The 15,987-nt window shown below is 64.8% G+C and carries 9 protein-coding genes; 8 read left to right on the top strand and 1 reads right to left on the bottom strand.

Going from position 1 to position 15,987, the window contains the following annotated elements:
• Positions 1–76 precede the first annotated feature (76 nt).
• The 5 genes from prmA to deoC all read left to right on the top strand — a co-directional run bounded on the left by prmA (position 77) and on the right by deoC (position 5,296).
• Positions 77–1,078 (top strand): 50S ribosomal protein L11 methyltransferase, encoded by a 1,002-nt coding sequence (prmA, locus tag KB449_RS16810; RefSeq protein WP_282909471.1) that lies wholly within the window; start codon positions 77–79, stop codon positions 1,076–1,078.
• Complete coding sequence (locus tag KB449_RS16805) at positions 1,075–1,761, top strand: site-2 protease family protein (protein ID WP_282909470.1); 687 nt, start codon at positions 1,075–1,077, stop codon at positions 1,759–1,761. The genes prmA and KB449_RS16805 overlap by 4 nt, the downstream gene beginning before the upstream one ends.
• A 241-nt stretch (positions 1,762–2,002) precedes the next feature.
• Complete coding sequence (locus KB449_RS16800; protein WP_282909469.1) at positions 2,003–2,794, top strand: RsmE family RNA methyltransferase; 792 nt, start codon at positions 2,003–2,005, stop codon at positions 2,792–2,794.
• The gene (gene mtaB, locus KB449_RS16795) at positions 2,787–4,136 is read left to right on the top strand and encodes a tRNA (N(6)-L-threonylcarbamoyladenosine(37)-C(2))-methylthiotransferase MtaB (protein ID WP_282909468.1); all 1,350 of its coding nucleotides are present in this window, start codon (positions 2,787–2,789) and stop codon (positions 4,134–4,136) included. Before KB449_RS16800 ends, mtaB begins: the two co-directional genes overlap by 8 nt.
• A gap of 17 nt (positions 4,137–4,153) precedes the next feature.
• A complete protein-coding gene (deoC, locus tag KB449_RS16785; protein WP_350356229.1) occupies positions 4,154–5,296 on the top strand; it encodes a deoxyribose-phosphate aldolase in 1,143 nt (380 codons plus the stop codon).
• Positions 5,297–5,329: 33 nt separating this feature from the next.
• Here deoC and KB449_RS16780 read toward each other — a convergent pair whose 3' ends face one another.
• Positions 5,330–6,313, bottom strand: coding sequence for a Na/Pi symporter (locus KB449_RS16780; RefSeq protein ID WP_282909467.1), 984 nt, complete (start codon positions 6,311–6,313; stop codon positions 5,330–5,332).
• Positions 6,314–6,434: 121 nt separating this feature from the next.
• On the opposite strand from KB449_RS16780, the gene KB449_RS16775 reads away from it, so the two are divergent.
• The 3 genes from KB449_RS16775 to KB449_RS16765 all read left to right on the top strand — a co-directional run bounded on the left by KB449_RS16775 (position 6,435) and on the right by KB449_RS16765 (position 15,941).
• Entirely contained in the window at positions 6,435–7,850 is a 1,416-nt protein-coding gene (locus KB449_RS16775) for a class I SAM-dependent rRNA methyltransferase (protein ID WP_282909466.1), read from the top strand.
• A gap of 154 nt (positions 7,851–8,004) precedes the next feature.
• Positions 8,005–11,604, top strand: a complete 3,600-nt coding sequence (gene addB, locus KB449_RS16770; RefSeq protein WP_282909465.1) for a helicase-exonuclease AddAB subunit AddB — start codon at positions 8,005–8,007, stop codon at positions 11,602–11,604.
• The gene (locus KB449_RS16765) at positions 11,601–15,941 is read left to right on the top strand and encodes a UvrD-helicase domain-containing protein (RefSeq protein ID WP_350356228.1); all 4,341 of its coding nucleotides are present in this window, start codon (positions 11,601–11,603) and stop codon (positions 15,939–15,941) included. Before addB ends, KB449_RS16765 begins: the two co-directional genes overlap by 4 nt.
• Positions 15,942–15,987 lie beyond the last annotated feature (46 nt).

Here is a 15,987-nt window from a genome sequence, read left to right as displayed (position 1 = left end):
GCTCCCGCTTTTGCTTCCCGTTCGGAGCTGGATGTATAATGGGGGCTAACGACGATTCGTCTAGGGGGAAACGGGATTGCGTTGGTTTGAAATAACGATCGTGGCAAACGAGCAGGCGCAGGAAATGGTCGCTCACTATATGCATGAACTGGGCGCGGGCGGCGTATCTATTGAAGAATCGTGGTCGCCCGACAAGCCGAGGGATACGTCGCTTGGGCAATGGTACGATAAGCCGCTGAACGATATTCCGGCCGGCCTGGCCGTAATCGCGGGCTATTTTCCGGAAGACATCTACGGGGAAGCGTTGGTCGCAGAGCTGACCGAGCTTCTGCGCGGATTGCCGGAGTTCGGCTACGACGCCGGCGACTTTACCGTGCAGACCCGCGAAGTGAACGAGGACGACTGGGCGCATGCCTGGAAAAAGTATTTTAAGCCGCTGCCGGTATCCGAGCGTCTCACGATCAAGCCGACCTGGGAGGATTATACGCCTCGCGAGGACGAACTCATTATCGAGCTGGATCCGGGCATGGCGTTCGGCACCGGGACGCATCCGACGACGGCGCTCTGCCTGCGCACGCTCGAAGGCGCAATCAAGGCGGGCGACACCGTTATTGACGTCGGCACCGGCTCGGGCATTCTCGCGATCGGCGCGATGAAGCTGGGCGCCTCGCGCGTGCTTGCGCTCGACCTGGACCCGGTCGCGGTATCCAGCGCGACGGAGAACGTGAAACTGAACGGCCTGCAGGACGATATCGAGGTGCGGCTGAGCGACCTGCTCGGCGTGCTGCGAGACGGAGAAGCCGCGGACGGCAACCCCGCCGCAGCCGCTTCGAAAGTCGTGCCGCCCGTCGACCTGGTCGTCGCGAATATCCTCGCAGAGATCATTTTGCTTTTCATCGCGGATGTTTTTGACGTGTTAAAGCCGGGCGGCATTTATATCGCAAGCGGCATTTACAAGAACAAAGAAGAGGACGTCGAGGCGGGATTGCTCGCGGCCGGCTTCGAGATCGTCGATCGCGTGCGGCAGGACGACTGGATCGCATTCGTCTGCGGCAAGCCGAAGGGTGAGGACGAATGACCTTTTTGTGGTTTCCGCTGAACGAGCTGCCGTTCGTCCTGCTGACGATGCTCGTCGCGTTCACCGTGCACGAATTTGCGCATGCCTGGACGGCTTACAAGTTCGGCGATCCGACGGCCTACGAGCAGGGGCGCGTCACGCTCAACCCGATGGCGCACCTGGATCTGTTCGGCATCCTGTTTCTGCTCGTGGCCGGCTTCGGATGGGCGAAGCCGGTGCCCGTCCGGCGCAGCCGGTTCAGTCGCCCGCGTCTGATGAGCATCGCGGTCACGGCCGCGGGTCCGATCAGCAATCTGCTATTGGCCTTCATCGGTTTGGTTATTTACTTGGTGCTCGTGAAGATTGGCGCGCTGGACCAGTTCGCGACGCAGGAGACCGTCTGGACTTTATTTCGTTATTTTGTCCCGATCAATGTCATGCTGTTCTTGTTCAACCTGATTCCGCTGCCGCCGCTCGACGGCTACCGGATCGTCGAGGAGTTCGCGCCGCTGCGGCTGCGGCTTAAGATGATGCAGTTCGAGCAGTGGGGGATGTTTTTGTTCCTGCTTTTCGTGTTCCTGCCGCCGCTTAAGGCCATGACGCTTACGCCGCTGTTTTCTTTAGGCGATCCTATTATTCACCACGCAACCCTGTGGATAGCGAAGCTGCTTCATATTACGACGCCTTTTTACGGATTTGCATAGGGTTGGCTGCGGCAATTAGCCTTGTCCTGATTCGCCTTCGGGTCTCGTCCCCGGAGGCTTTTTTTGGCATATGCGCACCGAGCCAAGCCAGGCACAACAAACCGGCGGAAGTCCGGTCGGGGTAGAAGACAAGCTGCCTCGAAGCCGACGGGCATTTGTGGAGAGCCGAAGGTAGCGCCTGAACGCGTTTCGAGGTATGATGGACGGTGGAACTTGAATCGATCGTGGAGGCTTCAAGCGAATGCAGCGTTACTTTATCGATCCCGGCCAGATCGACGGCGACGCCGTCGTGCTGCAGGGGGAGGATGCCAGGCATCTGTCCGCCGTCATGCGGGCGAGGACCGGCGAACAGTTTATCGCCTGCGACGGGTCGGGGCGGGAGTGCCTGGCCGAGATCGTAAACATAGAGGGCGGACGCGTCGAAGGACGCGTCGTGCGAACGGGCGCATCCGAATCTGAGATGGCCTGGCGCGTCACGGTCGCTCAGAGCTTGCCCAAGGGCGACAAGCTCGAGACGGTCATCCAGAAGGGGACCGAGGCCGGCGCGGCCGCGTTTTTGCCTTTTGTCTCGAAGCGGACCGTCGTTCAGTACGACGCGCGCAAGGAGGCGAAGCGGCTCGACCGCTGGCGCAAGATCGCCAAGGAGGCCGCGGAGCAGGCGCATCGCGGCATCGTGCCCGAAGTCGGGGAAGTCGCGACGTGGAAGGAACTGCTGGCCGGGTTCGGCCGATTCGACCGCGTGCTGCTTTGTTATGAGGAAGAAGGGCGCAAAGGCGCGGGACTTAAGCCTGAGCTCGAAGCGTTCGCAAGCCGGCTCCCCGAGGGGGCGGAGGGCTCGTTTCGGCCGAGTCTGCTCGTCGTCGTCGGCCCGGAAGGCGGCTTCGACGAGGACGAGGCCCGGCAGGCGGAGGCCGCGGGCGCGGTAAGCGTCGGGCTGGGCAGGCGCATTTTGCGCACGGAAACGGCGGCGCTCGTAGCGCTGGCCGCAATCGGATACGAATCCGGAGAGATGGGGGAAGCTCGCCATGTCTAAGGTGGCATTTTATACGCTAGGCTGCAAGGTCAACTTCTACGACACGGAAGCGATGTGGCAGCTTTTTAAAAAAGAAGGCTATGAGCAGGTGGACTTCGAGTCGCGCGCTGCGGACGTGTACGTCATCAATACGTGCACGGTGACCAACACCGGCGACAAGAAGAGCCGGCAGATCATCCGGCGCGCCGTGCGCCGCAACCCGGACGCCGTCATCGCGGTGACGGGCTGCTACGCGCAAACGTCGCCCGCCGAGATCCTCGCGATCGAGGGCGTCGATCTTGTCGTCGGCACGCAGGACCGGGACAAGCTCATGTCGTACGTCGCGGACATCCAATCCGAACGCAGGCCGGTCAACGCGGTGCGCAATATTATGAAGACCCGCGAGTTCGAGGAACTCGACGTGCCGGACTTCGCCGACCATACCCGCGCCTTTCTGAAGATCCAGGAGGGCTGCAACAATTTTTGCACCTTTTGCATCATCCCTTGGTCGCGCGGTCTGTCGCGCAGCCGCAGTCCCGAGAGCGTGCTTGCCCAGGCGCGGCAGCTGGTCGCATCGGGCTACAAGGAGATCGTGCTGACAGGCATTCATACGGGCGGCTACGGCGACGATCTTGAAAATTATCGGCTTGCGGATCTGCTTCGCGATCTGGACCAGGTGGAAGGGCTTGAGCGGATCCGCATCAGCTCGATCGAGGCCAGCCAGATCGACGACGCGATGATCGAGGTGCTGAACGGCTCGAAAAAAATGTGCAGGCATCTCCATATCCCGCTGCAGGCGGGCGACGACGAGGTGCTGAAGCGCATGCGGCGCAAATATACGACGGCCGAGTTCGCGGACAAGATCCGACGGATCAAGGCGGCGATGCCTGGCGTTGCGATCACGACCGACGTCATCGTAGGCTTCCCGGGCGAGACGGACGCGCATTATGAGCGGGGCTACCGCTTTATGGAGGAGATCGGCTTTGCCGAGATGCACGTGTTCCCGTATTCCAAGCGGACAGGCACGCCTGCCGCGCGCATGGAGGACCAGGTGGACGAAGAGGCGAAGCACGCGCGCGTCCAGCAGCTGATCGAGCTGTCGGAGCGCATGCAGGCAGACTATGCGGCGGACTGGGTCGGCGAAGTGCTCGAGATCATACCGGAGCGCGGGGAAAAGGGTCCGGCGGGCAGCGGCCTGATGAGCGGTCATGCGGACAATTATTTGAACATCGTATTCAAAGGCGACCCGTCCCTCGTCGGCCAGCTGTGCCGGGTGAGAATTACCGAGGGCGGCGCGAACGAATGCCGCGGCGAGCTGATCGAGGCGCCGGCGGCAGGGCTTATGCCTGCCATGCAGGCTTAAATAGGGGGATAACGGAAATGTTGGAGATATCGGCAGGCGGCGTCGTTTACCGCCAAAACGGCGGTAAAATCGAGATTCAAATGATCGAGGACCGCTTCGGCAAGACGACGCTGGCCAAAGGCAAGATGGAACCCGGCGAAACGATCGAAGAAACGGCGCTGCGCGAGATTATGGAGGAGACGGGCATTCGGGGAGACATTCGCTCTCCTTTATCCGTCATTCGTTACCAATATGAAGCCGCGGACAGGGCAACCGTGCAAAAAGAGGTACACTATTATCTCGTCGAGGCCGGCGAGGGCACGCTGCAGGCACAGGTCGAGGAGATCAAAGGCGTCGCCTGGTATTCGCCCGCGGAGAGCTGGAGACTGCAGCGCAGCGGCGGATACGACAACAACGACGAGGTGCTGCGCGAAGCGCTGCGCCAGCTCGGCTTCGAGCCGCAGGACGGCCATGTCGTCACGGCGGGCCGCTTTCCGATCTGGACGCCGGGCCAATCGGTCGCTCCTTTTATCGACCATACGCTGCTCAAGGCGGAGGCGCGTACCGCGGACATCGAGCAGCTGTGCCAGGAAGCGCTCGCCTATCAGTTTTACAGCGTCTGCGTGAACGGCAGATGGGTACGGCTGAGCCGCGAACGGCTCGGCGGCACGAATGTTAAGGTATGCGCGGTCGTCGGCTTCCCGCTCGGCGCCGCCGCGACGCGCGCCAAAGCGTTCGAAGCGGCGGCCGCCGTCGAGGACGGCGCCTCCGAGATCGACATGGTGCTGTCGATCGGCAAGCTGCTCGACCGGGACTTCGACTCGGTCCAGCGCGACATCTCCTCCGTCGTACGGGCCGTACAGGGCGGCGCGCTCGTCAAGGTGATCCTGGAGACAGGCGCGCTTACGGACGAGCTGAAGCGCGAAGCCTGCCGCATCTCCGAAGCGGCAGGCGCGGATTACGTTAAGACGTCCACGGGGTTCGGTCCGGGCAAGGCGACGGAGGCGGATATCCGGCTCATGCGCTCGTCCGTGTCCGGACATCTCGGCGTGAAGGCGTCGGGCGGCGTTCGCGACGCCGCGACGGCCGAAGCGATGCTGCTGGCCGGGGCGAGCCGTATCGGCACGAGCTCGGGCATCGCGATCGTCGGCGGCGACCCGGCGGCTGCCGGCGCATACTGACGTGACGCTGTCTGAGGCGCCTGCGGCAGCCGCTTAAGCGGCTGCGGGCAATGCCGGCTTGGCCGGCGGCTTGAACAGATAGGCGAGCGGCAGCGCCAGCAGCGAGCAGGCGACATTAAAGATCGTCTGCGCATGCGCGATCTGGGCGGCGGCATTGCCGGGCGCGATGTAGGCCGCGGCGGCGAGCAGCTCGTGCCGCAGCGGGTAGAACAGCAGCACGCCGCCAACGTTAAGCGCGATCTGCGACAGCGCCACCAGCTTGCCGCCTCGGCTGCCGCCGAGCGAGACGAGCAGCCCTGTCGCGCAGGTGCCGACGTTGGCGCCGAGCACGATCGCGACGGCGGTGTCCGGGCTCATGGCGCCGGCGGATACGAAGCCCATCGACATGCCGATGACGGCGGCGCCGGAGTGAATAAGCGCGGTGAGCACGGCGCCGCCGAGCACGCCGAGCGCGGGCTGCTGTGAGGCCATGTCCATTAGCCGCGCGAACGTGCCCTGCTGCTGAAGCAGCGGCCCCATCGTGCGCAGCAGCGCGAAGCCGGCCAGCAGCAGGGCGAAGCCCGCGAGCACCGCTCCGCCGAAGCGGCAGGCGTCGTGCACGCGGCGGGGCAGCGGCGGCAGCGCCCGCCACTCCCCGGACAGCAGGGACAGCAGCCACAGGCCGGTGCCGGCGCCTAGCAGAGGCAAGCCGTAGCGGTGGAGCTCCAGGCTCATGAGCTCCGTCGTCAGGCAGGTGCCGACGTTGGTGCCAAGGAGGATGCCGAAGCAGCGCGCGAACGGCAGGATACCGCTGTTGACGAGACTGATCGTAAGCAGCGTGACGGCAGTGCCGCTTTGCAGCAGCGCGCTCGATGCCGTGCCGAGGGCGAAGCCCCGGAGCGGCGTCGACGTGGAGCGCGCGACGGCGAGCGCCATACGGTCGCCGGCCCAGCCGGAGAGCGCGGCCTCCATCACCTTCATGCCGGACAGCAGCAGCGCCAGGCCGACGATCGACAGCGAGATTAAATATAGCAGCATACCATCGTTTCTCCTTTTGGATACATAGCCGCGGACGGCAGGGAATACAGGCCCGACCAGTCCTGTCTGGACCATCGTATGCGGCGATCGGACAAGACATGATAGAGAAAGGAATGAGCGCATGCCGACCGAAAACAAGCCTTTTGCCGTGCTGAACCGCTCGCGCCGCCCGAGATTGGAGCTCGGGCACCCCTGGATATTCGCCAATGAGATCGAGCGTACCGAAGGCGAGCCCAAGCCGGGCAGTCTGGTGGAGGTCCGCGACCACCGGGGGCAATTTTTGGCGACCGGCTACTGGAACCCCGCTTCGCAGATCGCGATCCGGATCGTAGCTTACGGACCGCTGGACGCGATGGACGAATCCTTCTTCGAAGCGCGCTTTCGCGCATGCCTGGACTATCGCGAGCGGTTCGCGCCCGGCGACGAATCGTGCAGGCTCGTATTCGGGGAAGCCGATTTCCTGCCGGGGCTCGTCGTCGACCGCTTCGACGGCGTGCTCGTCGTTCAGGTGCTGACGCTCGGCATGGACAAAGCTCGCGAAGCGTGGCTGCCCGCCTTGGTGCGCGTGTTCGCGCCGAAGGGCGTGTACGAGCGCAGCGACGTCGGCGTCCGCACGCTCGAAGGGCTCGAGGAGCGCACGGGCGTTCTGTACGGCGATTGCCCGCGTTACCTGCAGATCGTGGAGAATGGTCTATCCGTCCAGGTCGATATCGAGGGCGGCCAGAAGACGGGCTACTTCTTCGATCAGCGGGAAAACCGCGCGGCGATCGAGCCGCTGATGAAGGGCTGGGGCAAACGAAGCGGCATCACGGTCGAGGAGCGCGCCACGGAAGAAGGCGTCAGGCCGGTTCCCGTCAACGCCAACGGCAGCGTCGTCACGTTCCCGTACTGGGACGGCGCCACCGTGCTGGAATGCTTCGCGCATACCGGCAGCTTCACGCTTCACGCCTGCAAGTACGGCGCCAAGCGCGTCACATGCCTGGACATCTCGGAGCACGGCATCGATACCGCGAGGACGAACGTTGCGCGCAACGGCTTCGAGGACCGCGTCGAATTCGTCGTCGCCGATGCGTTCGAGTATTTGCGCGAGCAGGTCAAGGGACGCGAGGAGCGGGCGGCGAGAGCCGGCTCGGCGGAGGGGGATTCCAAAGGCGGCAAGCCTGCGGCTAAGGTCGACACCTCCAAGCCGCTGACCAAGCAGGGGCGCACATGGGATGTCATCATCCTCGATCCGCCGGCGTTCGCCAAGACGAAGCGCGCCGTGCCGGGCGCGATCCGCGGCTACAAGGACATCAACCTGCAGGCCATGAAGCTGATCAACGAGGGCGGGTACCTGGTCACGGCGAGCTGCTCGTACCATGTCCGTCCGGAGCTGTTCATGGAGACGCTGCTCGAAGCCGCGCGCGATGCGGGCAAAGTGCTGCGGCGCATCGTCTGGACCGGCGCAGGGCGCGATCATCCGCAGCTGGTCGGCGTCGAGGAAGGGCATTACCTGAAGTTCGGCATTTTCGAAGTCAGGAGCCGCAAAGAGCTGTAAGCGCAAGAGCGTCGGCCGTCCGACCCGCCTACCTGCGGAGCGGACGGTTCTTTTTTTGCGGTGCGAACGTCTGTGCGGGTGTGGTACAATGGTCGCTAGAATCGTAGTCGAACGGAATGGAACGAATCGGTGAGGGGAAAGGGAGGCGCAGGCCATGAAGCTGAGACTGATCGCGGGCCGCTCGGGCAGCGGCAAGTCGCATCTGATCAGGACGGAGATCGCCGAGCGGATCGCGCAGGATCCTGCGGGACCGCCGCTTTTGTTGATCGTGCCCGAGCAGGCCACATTCCAGACCGAGTATGCGCTCGCTTCCGCTCCGGGCTCCAAGGGCTTTATGCGACTGCAGGTGCTGAGCTTCAGGCGGCTGGCCTTCCGCGTCATGCAGGAGGCTGGAGGCGCGGCCGTCGTGCCGATCGCGGACAACGGGAAGACGATGCTGATCCACAAGGCGCTCGTCCGCCGGCAGGCGCAGCTCAAGCTGTACCGGAGCGGCGCGGGCGGAGCGGGGCTGGCCGAGCGGATCGGCGAACTGCTTACGGAATGGAAGCGATACGGCACGGACCCGGCTGCGATTAACGCCGTGCCGCTGGCCGTACGCGGCGCTTTGCACGCCGGCAGCACCGTGCCTGCAGGGCCGGCCGGCGCTGCGGAACAAGCCGCCGCGGCCGCCGAAGGCCTGCTGTCGGACAAGCTGCACGATCTGTCGCTGCTGTACGAAGACGTCGAGCGCGAACTGGCGGGCCATTATCTCGACGGAGAAGATTCGCTCGACTTTTTGGTCAAGGGGGCGCAGGCGTCGACGCTGCTTCAGGATGCGGAGATTTGGCTGGACGGCTTCCATGGTTTTACGCCCAAGGAATATGCCGTCATCGAGGCGCTGCTGCGACGCTGCAAGCGCGTGTCCGCCGCGCTCTGCGTGGATCGATTGTACGGAGCCGGCGAACGTCCGGACGAGCTGGACCTGTTCTATCAGACCGCGGACACGTCGGCGCGCCTTTGCGCGGCGGCGGAGGCGGCTGGCGCGCAGTTAGAGCCTCCTGTCTTGTTGCGGCCGAGCGTTTCGCCGCGCTTTGCGGAATGTCCGATGCTGGCGCATCTGGAGCGGGCGATGGATGGCCGGCATCGCTGGACCGGCGGCGAGACGCAGCTGCAGCCGGAGCATCCGCGCTGCGGCTTGTCGATCCGCGAGGCCGCCAGCCGCAGAGCCGAAGTGGAGGCGGCAGCGCGTGATATGCTGCGCCGCGTCCGCGAGGACGGCATGCGCTGGCGCGAGATGAGCGTGTTCGCCCGCAATCTGGAGGATTACGGCGAGCTGCTGGCATCCGTTTTCGACGATTACGGCATCCCGTACTTCCTGGACGGCAAAGCGAGAGGCTCGCAGCATCCGCTCGTGGAGTTCGTTCGCTCGGCCTTGGAATGCGTGATCGGCGGCTGGCGCTACGAGGCGTTTTTCCGCTGCGCGAAGACGGACTTGCTTCATCCGCAGGACGGCAGCGTCGCGAGGGAGTCGGTCGATGCGCTCGAGAACTACGTGTTGGCAGCCGGCATCGACGGCTGGCGCTGGCATGACGACCGCAGCTGGTATTCGCTGTCCGCCCGCGACCTGGAGGCCGAGGAAGAGGACGATGACGGAACTTCGCGAGGCGGCCCTTCCATGCAGGCGATCCGCGCGACCCGGGATGCGCTGCTCGCGCCGCTTAGGACATTCGAGTCGCGCTTCAAGCGGTCCAAGACGCTGGCCGACTTATGCCGCGCGCTTTTTCTGCTTCTGGAAGAGACGGCGGCGCCGGACAGGCTGGAGCTTTGGAGCAGGCACGACGAGCTGGCCGGCGAGCCGCTGCGCGCGCGGATACATCGTCAACTATGGGACGGCGCGATCGGGCTTCTCGATCAGCTCGTGGAGCTGATGGGGGACGAGCCGGCGGATCCGGCATTGTTCGCGGGCATGATCGACGCCGGATTGGAGTCGATCCGCCTGGGCGTCGTGCCGCCTTCGCTCGACCGCGTCCTGATCGGGACGCCGGAACGCACGCGCACGGATCGCGTATCCGTGTTGTATTTGCTTGGCGTGAACGAAGGCGTGATGCCGAGAGCGATCAAGGACGACGGACTGCTGAACGAGGAAGAGCGCGTCAAGCTGGCCGAATCGGGCATCGCCATGGCGCCGGGTGCCCGCCGCAGACTGCTGGACGAAGAGTTTCTCGCTTATCTGGCGCTGACGACGCCGTCCCGGCATCTGTGGATCAGCTACGCGCTTGCGGACGAAGAAGGCCAGAGCCTGATCAAGTCCAGCCTGATCGGACGGATTCGCTCCTGGTTTCCCGGACTTCCGATTCGGGCCGAGTCTGCCGAGCCGCAGCCCGGATCTCCGGACGAGGCGCAGCTGGCTTTCGCCGTCCGTCCCGGACGCGCGCTTACGCATACGGTCGCCATGCTGCGCAGGCACAGACAGGGCGACGCGCTGGCACCGGGCTGGCGCTCCGCGTATCGCTGGCTCATCGAGCATGAGCCGTGGCGTTCCCGCATTTCCGTCCTGCTCTCGTCGCTGCGCTACAGCAACGAAGAACGGCCGCTGCAGCCGCATACGAGCCTCCTGCTGTACGGCGACCGGCTGCTCGCCAGCGTGTCGCGGATGGAGCGGTTCGTCGCTTGCCCGTTCAGGCATTACGCCGCGCACGGGCTTCGGCTCAAGGAGCGCCGCATGTACCGTGTGGACGCGCCGGATATCGGACAGCTTTTCCATGCCGCGCTAAGGCAGACGACGGAAAAGCTGCTGATGGGCGACCCGTCGGACGGGGACGCGGGCCTGTGGCATAGCGAAGCCGCGGCCGCCGTCGAGCGGCTGCTGCCGAAGGTGCAGTCTCAGATTCTGTTGTCCACGAATCGGCACCGCACGATGGCGCGCAAGCTCAGCCGGATCGTCTCGCAGACGTCGGCGATGCTTGGGGAGCATGCGTCGCTGTCCGCATTTCGCCCGGTCGGCCTCGAAGTGGATTTCGGTCCGCAAGGCATCATGCCGCCGCTCAGCCTGTATCTGGGCAACGGCAGATGGATGGACGTCGCCGGCCGGATCGACCGGGTCGACGCTGCGGAGTCGCAGGACGGGACGCTGCTGCGGATTCTCGATTACAAATCGAGCGCGGTGAAGCTGAGGCTCGACGAAGTGGCGCACGGCCTTTCACTGCAAATGCTGACCTATCTGGACGTCGTCGTCACGCACGCGCCGCATTGGCTCGGGCGTCCGGCCAAGCCAGCAGGCGTGTTGTATCTGCACGTGCACAATCCGCTGCTCCATACGGCCAACGGCCTCGACGAGACGGGCGCAGAAGAGGCGATCCGCAAGGAGTACCGCATGGAAGGGCTCGTGCTGGCCGACGGCGAAGCCGTGCAGCTGATGGACGAGTCGCTAGAGAGCAGCGCCAAGTCGTCGGTCGTCCCGGTCGAGTACAAAAAGGACGGCAGCTTCTCCGCCCGCTCGCAGGTGGCCGACGGCGCGCAATGGGAAACGCTGCGCAAAGCGGTTCGCCGCAACATATCGAAGATCGGCAAGCGCATCGTAGAAGGCGACGTCGATATCGCGCCTTACCGGCTTGGCAAGCGCAGCCCGTGCACGGTGTGCGAGTTCCGGCCGGTGTGCCAGTTCGACGGGCAGCTCGAGGGCAACCGTCATCATGCGCTGCGTCGCCCGGCGAACAAGGACGAAGTATGGGAATGGCTCGGCGAAGAAGATGAGGAAGGAGGAGACGAAGCTTGAGCGGATCGCGGGGAAAAGAAGACGACGAACAGCTGGCTTTCGACTGGAACGGTCTGTTCGACGACGGCGGGCGTACGGAAGAGGCATCCGCTTCCGAAGAAGCATCCGAACCGTCGCTGCCTGGAGCGGAGGCGGCTGCCGGACAGAATGTGAACGAAGCCGCACGCGAGAGCGCATTTGCGGGCGTCATACGCGGCGAAGACGGGCTGGCGGCTACCTATGCCAGGCCGGAAGGCAGCCGCTGGACTGCGGAGCAATGGGCGGCGATCGCGGCCGGAGGTCGCCATCTGCTCGTCGCTGCGGCCGCAGGCTCGGGGAAGACCGCCGTGCTGGTCGAACGGATCATTTCCCGCATCGCCGACGAGCGGGACCCGCTCGACGTGGACGCGCTCCTCGTCGCCACCTTCACGAAGGCCGCCGCTGCCGAGATGAAGGAGCGAATCCGGGCGGCGCTGGAGCTGAAGCTCGAGCAATCGCCCGGCTCCGCGCATCTGCGCAGGCAGCTCGCCTTGCTGCCGCGGGCTTCGATCACGACGCTGCACTCGTTCTGCATGGAGGCGGTGCAGCGCTATTCGCCGTTGATCGGGCTCGATCCGGGATTTCGGATCGCGAACGAGACCGAGGCGGAGCTGCTGCGCATGGACACGCTCGACGAGCTGTTCGAGGCGCGCTACGAGCAGGAGCTTGCGCTCGGCGAGGAAGGGACGCTGGCGACGCTGGCGGACATGTACGGCGGCCAACGCAGCGACGAGCCGCTGCATCGTCTCATCCTGGAGCTGTACGACTTTTCCCGAAGCCATCCCTGGCCGGATGCATGGTTGAGAGCGACAGCGGACAGCTTCGATATCGGCGGCGAAGCGGAGCTTGCCTCGTCGCCTTGGGTGCAGAGCATGCGGGCGGACGTGCTCCTCGCGCTGTCCGGGGCCGAAGGGCTGCTGCACGGCGCGCGCGAGCTCGCCTCGGCGCCGGGAGGGCCGGAGCCGTATGCATCCACGCTGGCCGAGGATGCGGCGCTCGTGGCTGCGCTCAAGGACACGGTGACAAGCCTGCCCTGGACGGCGTGGCGCGAGCCGTTCGCTTCCGCCGCCTTCGGACGGCTCAAGGCCTGCCGCGGAGACGGCTACGACCCGGAGCTGCAGGAACGGGTGAAGCAGATGCGCGACGAAGCGAAGAAGACGGTGACCCGGCTTGCGGAAGAATGGTTTGTGCGCTCCCCTTCGCAATATGCGGAGGAGCTCGCCGCCTTGGCGCCTAGAATGCGCGAGATTGCGGAACTGGTCATCGCGTTCGGGGACAAGTACGAAGCGGCGAAGCGGGAAAAGGGTCTGCTCGACTTCGGCGATCTGGAGCATTATGCGCTTCGGATCTTGCGTGCGCCCGACAGCTCGCCGCAAACGGTTCGGCCATCGAATGCCGCGCTTGCCTACCGGGAGCGCTTCAGGGAGATTCTGCTCGACGAGTATCAGGATACGAACGAGGTGCAGGAGGCGATCGTATCGCTGATCGCGAAGAGCGATCCCGGCAATGTGTTCATGGTCGGCGACGTCAAGCAGAGCATTTACGGCTTCCGGCTCGCGGAGCCCGGGCTGTTTCTGGCCAAGTACAAGTCGTACGACGTATGGACGACGCAAGGACCGGAGCCGGCAGGAGCGGGCGGAAACGCTGACTTAGGCGCCGCAAGCGGCGGCCCGCACGGACTAAGGATCGACCTGGCACGCAATTTCCGCAGCCGCAGCCGCGTACTCGACGCGGTCAATCGCGTATTCAGGCTGATTATGCGCGAGCCCGTCGGGGAGATGGACTACGACCGTCGCGCAGAATTGATCTACGGCGAGGGGTATCCGGCCGAAGAGACGGACGCGGACGCAGTCGGCAGGAACGGGATGCCGTCGTATGCGGTGGAGATGCTGCTTATCGATACGGGCGCGGCAGGCGGCGGCGCCCGCAAAGCCGAGGCCGCCGCGGCGGATACCGGCCCCGATGCAGCGGGAACTGGCGATGAGGGAACGGAGGCCGACGAAGAGGAGCTCGAGAGCGCCCAGCTCGAGGCCCGGTGCGTCGCGGCGGAGATCGCCCGGCTGACCGGCACGGACGGCTCGGGGCGTCCGCCGTTCGCCGTCTACGACGGGCGCAGCGGCCTTCACCGTCCGCTGGCCTACCGAGACATCGTCATTCTGCTTCGGGCCGCGACCTCGCTTGCGCCCGTCGTGCTCGACGAGCTGCGGGCGGCAGGGATTCCGGCTTATGCGGATCTGGCGACCGGCTATTTCGCCGCCGTCGAGGTCGAGGTGATGCTGTCCCTGCTTAGCATCATCGACAATCCCGACCAGGATATCCCGCTTGCCGGGGTGCTTCGTTCCCCCATTGTCGGACTTAGCGCGGACGAGCTTGCCGCCGTGCGAATCGCTGACCGCGCAGGCTCCTTCTGGTCCGCGGTCCGTTCGGCCGCGGCTGACGCCGAGGACGAGGCGCTTCGGGACAAGCTGGCCGCATTCGTCCGGTCGCTCGAAGACTGGAGAACGTTCGCGCGCAGGGAGCCGCTCGGCGATCTGCTGCATGCACTATACCGGGATACCGGGTACTTCGACTTCGTCGGCGGACTTCCCGGCGGGGGGCAGCGTCAAGCGAATCTGCGCGCGTTAATCGATCGCGCCAGACAATATGAACGTAACTCCAGCTACCGCGGGCTGTTCCGGTTTTTACGGTTTCTCGGACGCATGCGCGATACGGGCGGCGATCTGGGCGCGGCCAGGGCGGTCGGCGAGCAGGAGGGCGTCGTGCGGGTCGTTTCCATCCACAAGAGCAAAGGTCTCGAGTTTCCCGTCGTATTCGTAGCCGGCCTCGGACGCCGGTTCAACCGGCAGGATTTAAGCGGAATGTTTCTGCGTCACAAGAAGCTTGGCTTCGGACCGCGCATGGTAGAGCGGGTGACGCGCGTCTCTTACCCGACGCTGCCGCAGCTGGCGATCCGCAGGCGCATGAAGGCCGAGCTGCTTGCGGAGGAGATGCGCGTGCTCTACGTCGCCCTGACCCGTCCCAAGGAGAAGCTGATCTTGGTCGGCACGACCAAGGATGCGGCGAGCGACCTGGACCACTGGCGCCGTACGGCCGCTGACGCGACCGACCGGCTGCAGGATCATGCCGTCGCGGCGGCAGGACGCTATCTGGACTGGCTTGGACCGGCCTCCATCCTGACGGGAGCGAACTGGACGACCGGCGGATTGTCCGGTACTGGCGATATGGCCGAAGCGGTCGGCCAAGCAGCCGCAAGCGGAGACGCCGCAGCGTACAGAACGATGCGTGAGCCTGCGGCGGAAGCCTGGACGTGCCGCGTCATGCCGGCCCGCGCGCTGCTTTCGCCCAGGATGCAGGAACGATCGGCGCTGGAGGGAGAACCTCTCTGGAACGTCGCGATGCGACTTGAGCCATTGCCGGGCCCGGTATCCCCGGCGGGAGAAGCAGCTTACGCCGTACTCTCCTGGCAGGATCCTCATGCGGCCGCCGCGCGTGCCGCCGCCAAAACCTCGGTCACGGCCATGAAATCTGCGCGCGACTTCGGTGCTGTCGGCCATCCAGGGGTTGGAGCGGCTGCAAGCGAACGGTTGCCGGCCTGGGGAGAAGCTTCGGAGCTCGCTGCGCAGCAAGACAGCGGTGTAAAGCCGGATGTCCGGGAGCTGCCCGACGCGACGCAAATGCCGGATCTGGAGGAAATGCGGCATCCGGCGTGGAATCCCGAGGAAGTGCCCGATTCGGGCTACTGGACGTATCGGCTGCGCCGGCCGAGGTTCATGGCTGCCAGAAGAATGAGCGCGGCGGAGCGGGGCACGGCCGTGCATCTGGTGATGCAGCATTTGCCGATCGGCCTATCCCCGGATCGCGCGGAAGCCGAAGTGGCGGCACTTCTCGAACGTCTGATCGGCCAACTGATTCTGACGCAGGAGCAGCGCGAGGCGGCAGAACGCGTAGATATTGCCGCATTTTTTCGAACGGAGCTGTATGCGCGGATGAGCCGTGCCGCAAGGCTGTGGAGGGAATGGCCGTTCAGCGCGGGCATTTCCGCGGCAGAGGCGCATCCCTCGGTCGCCCCCGGCGACATGTTGGGGGAGACGGTGCTCATTCAGGGCGTGCTCGATTGTCTGTTCGACGACGGGGAGAGGCTCGTGCTGGTCGACTACAAGACCGATGCCGTCCCGGACCGCGACTGGCAGGCGGCTGCGGAAAAGCACCGTTTTCAGATGGAAATGTACGCCCGCGCCGTGGAAGGCATCATGGAGAGAAAGGTCGACGAAGGCCATATATACTTCGTGGAAGGCGGCGTCTGCGTTCGACTCTATTAATTCGGCCATATGCGCAACGGCGCGGCCGCCGCGCCGTATTACCTCC

It is taken from the genome of Cohnella hashimotonis (assembly GCF_030014955.1).
GTDB classification, from domain to species: domain Bacteria; phylum Bacillota; class Bacilli; order Paenibacillales; family Paenibacillaceae; genus Cohnella; species Cohnella hashimotonis.
The sequence above is the reverse complement of the archived record's forward strand: the minus strand, read 5'-3'. Positions and strand labels throughout refer to the sequence as shown.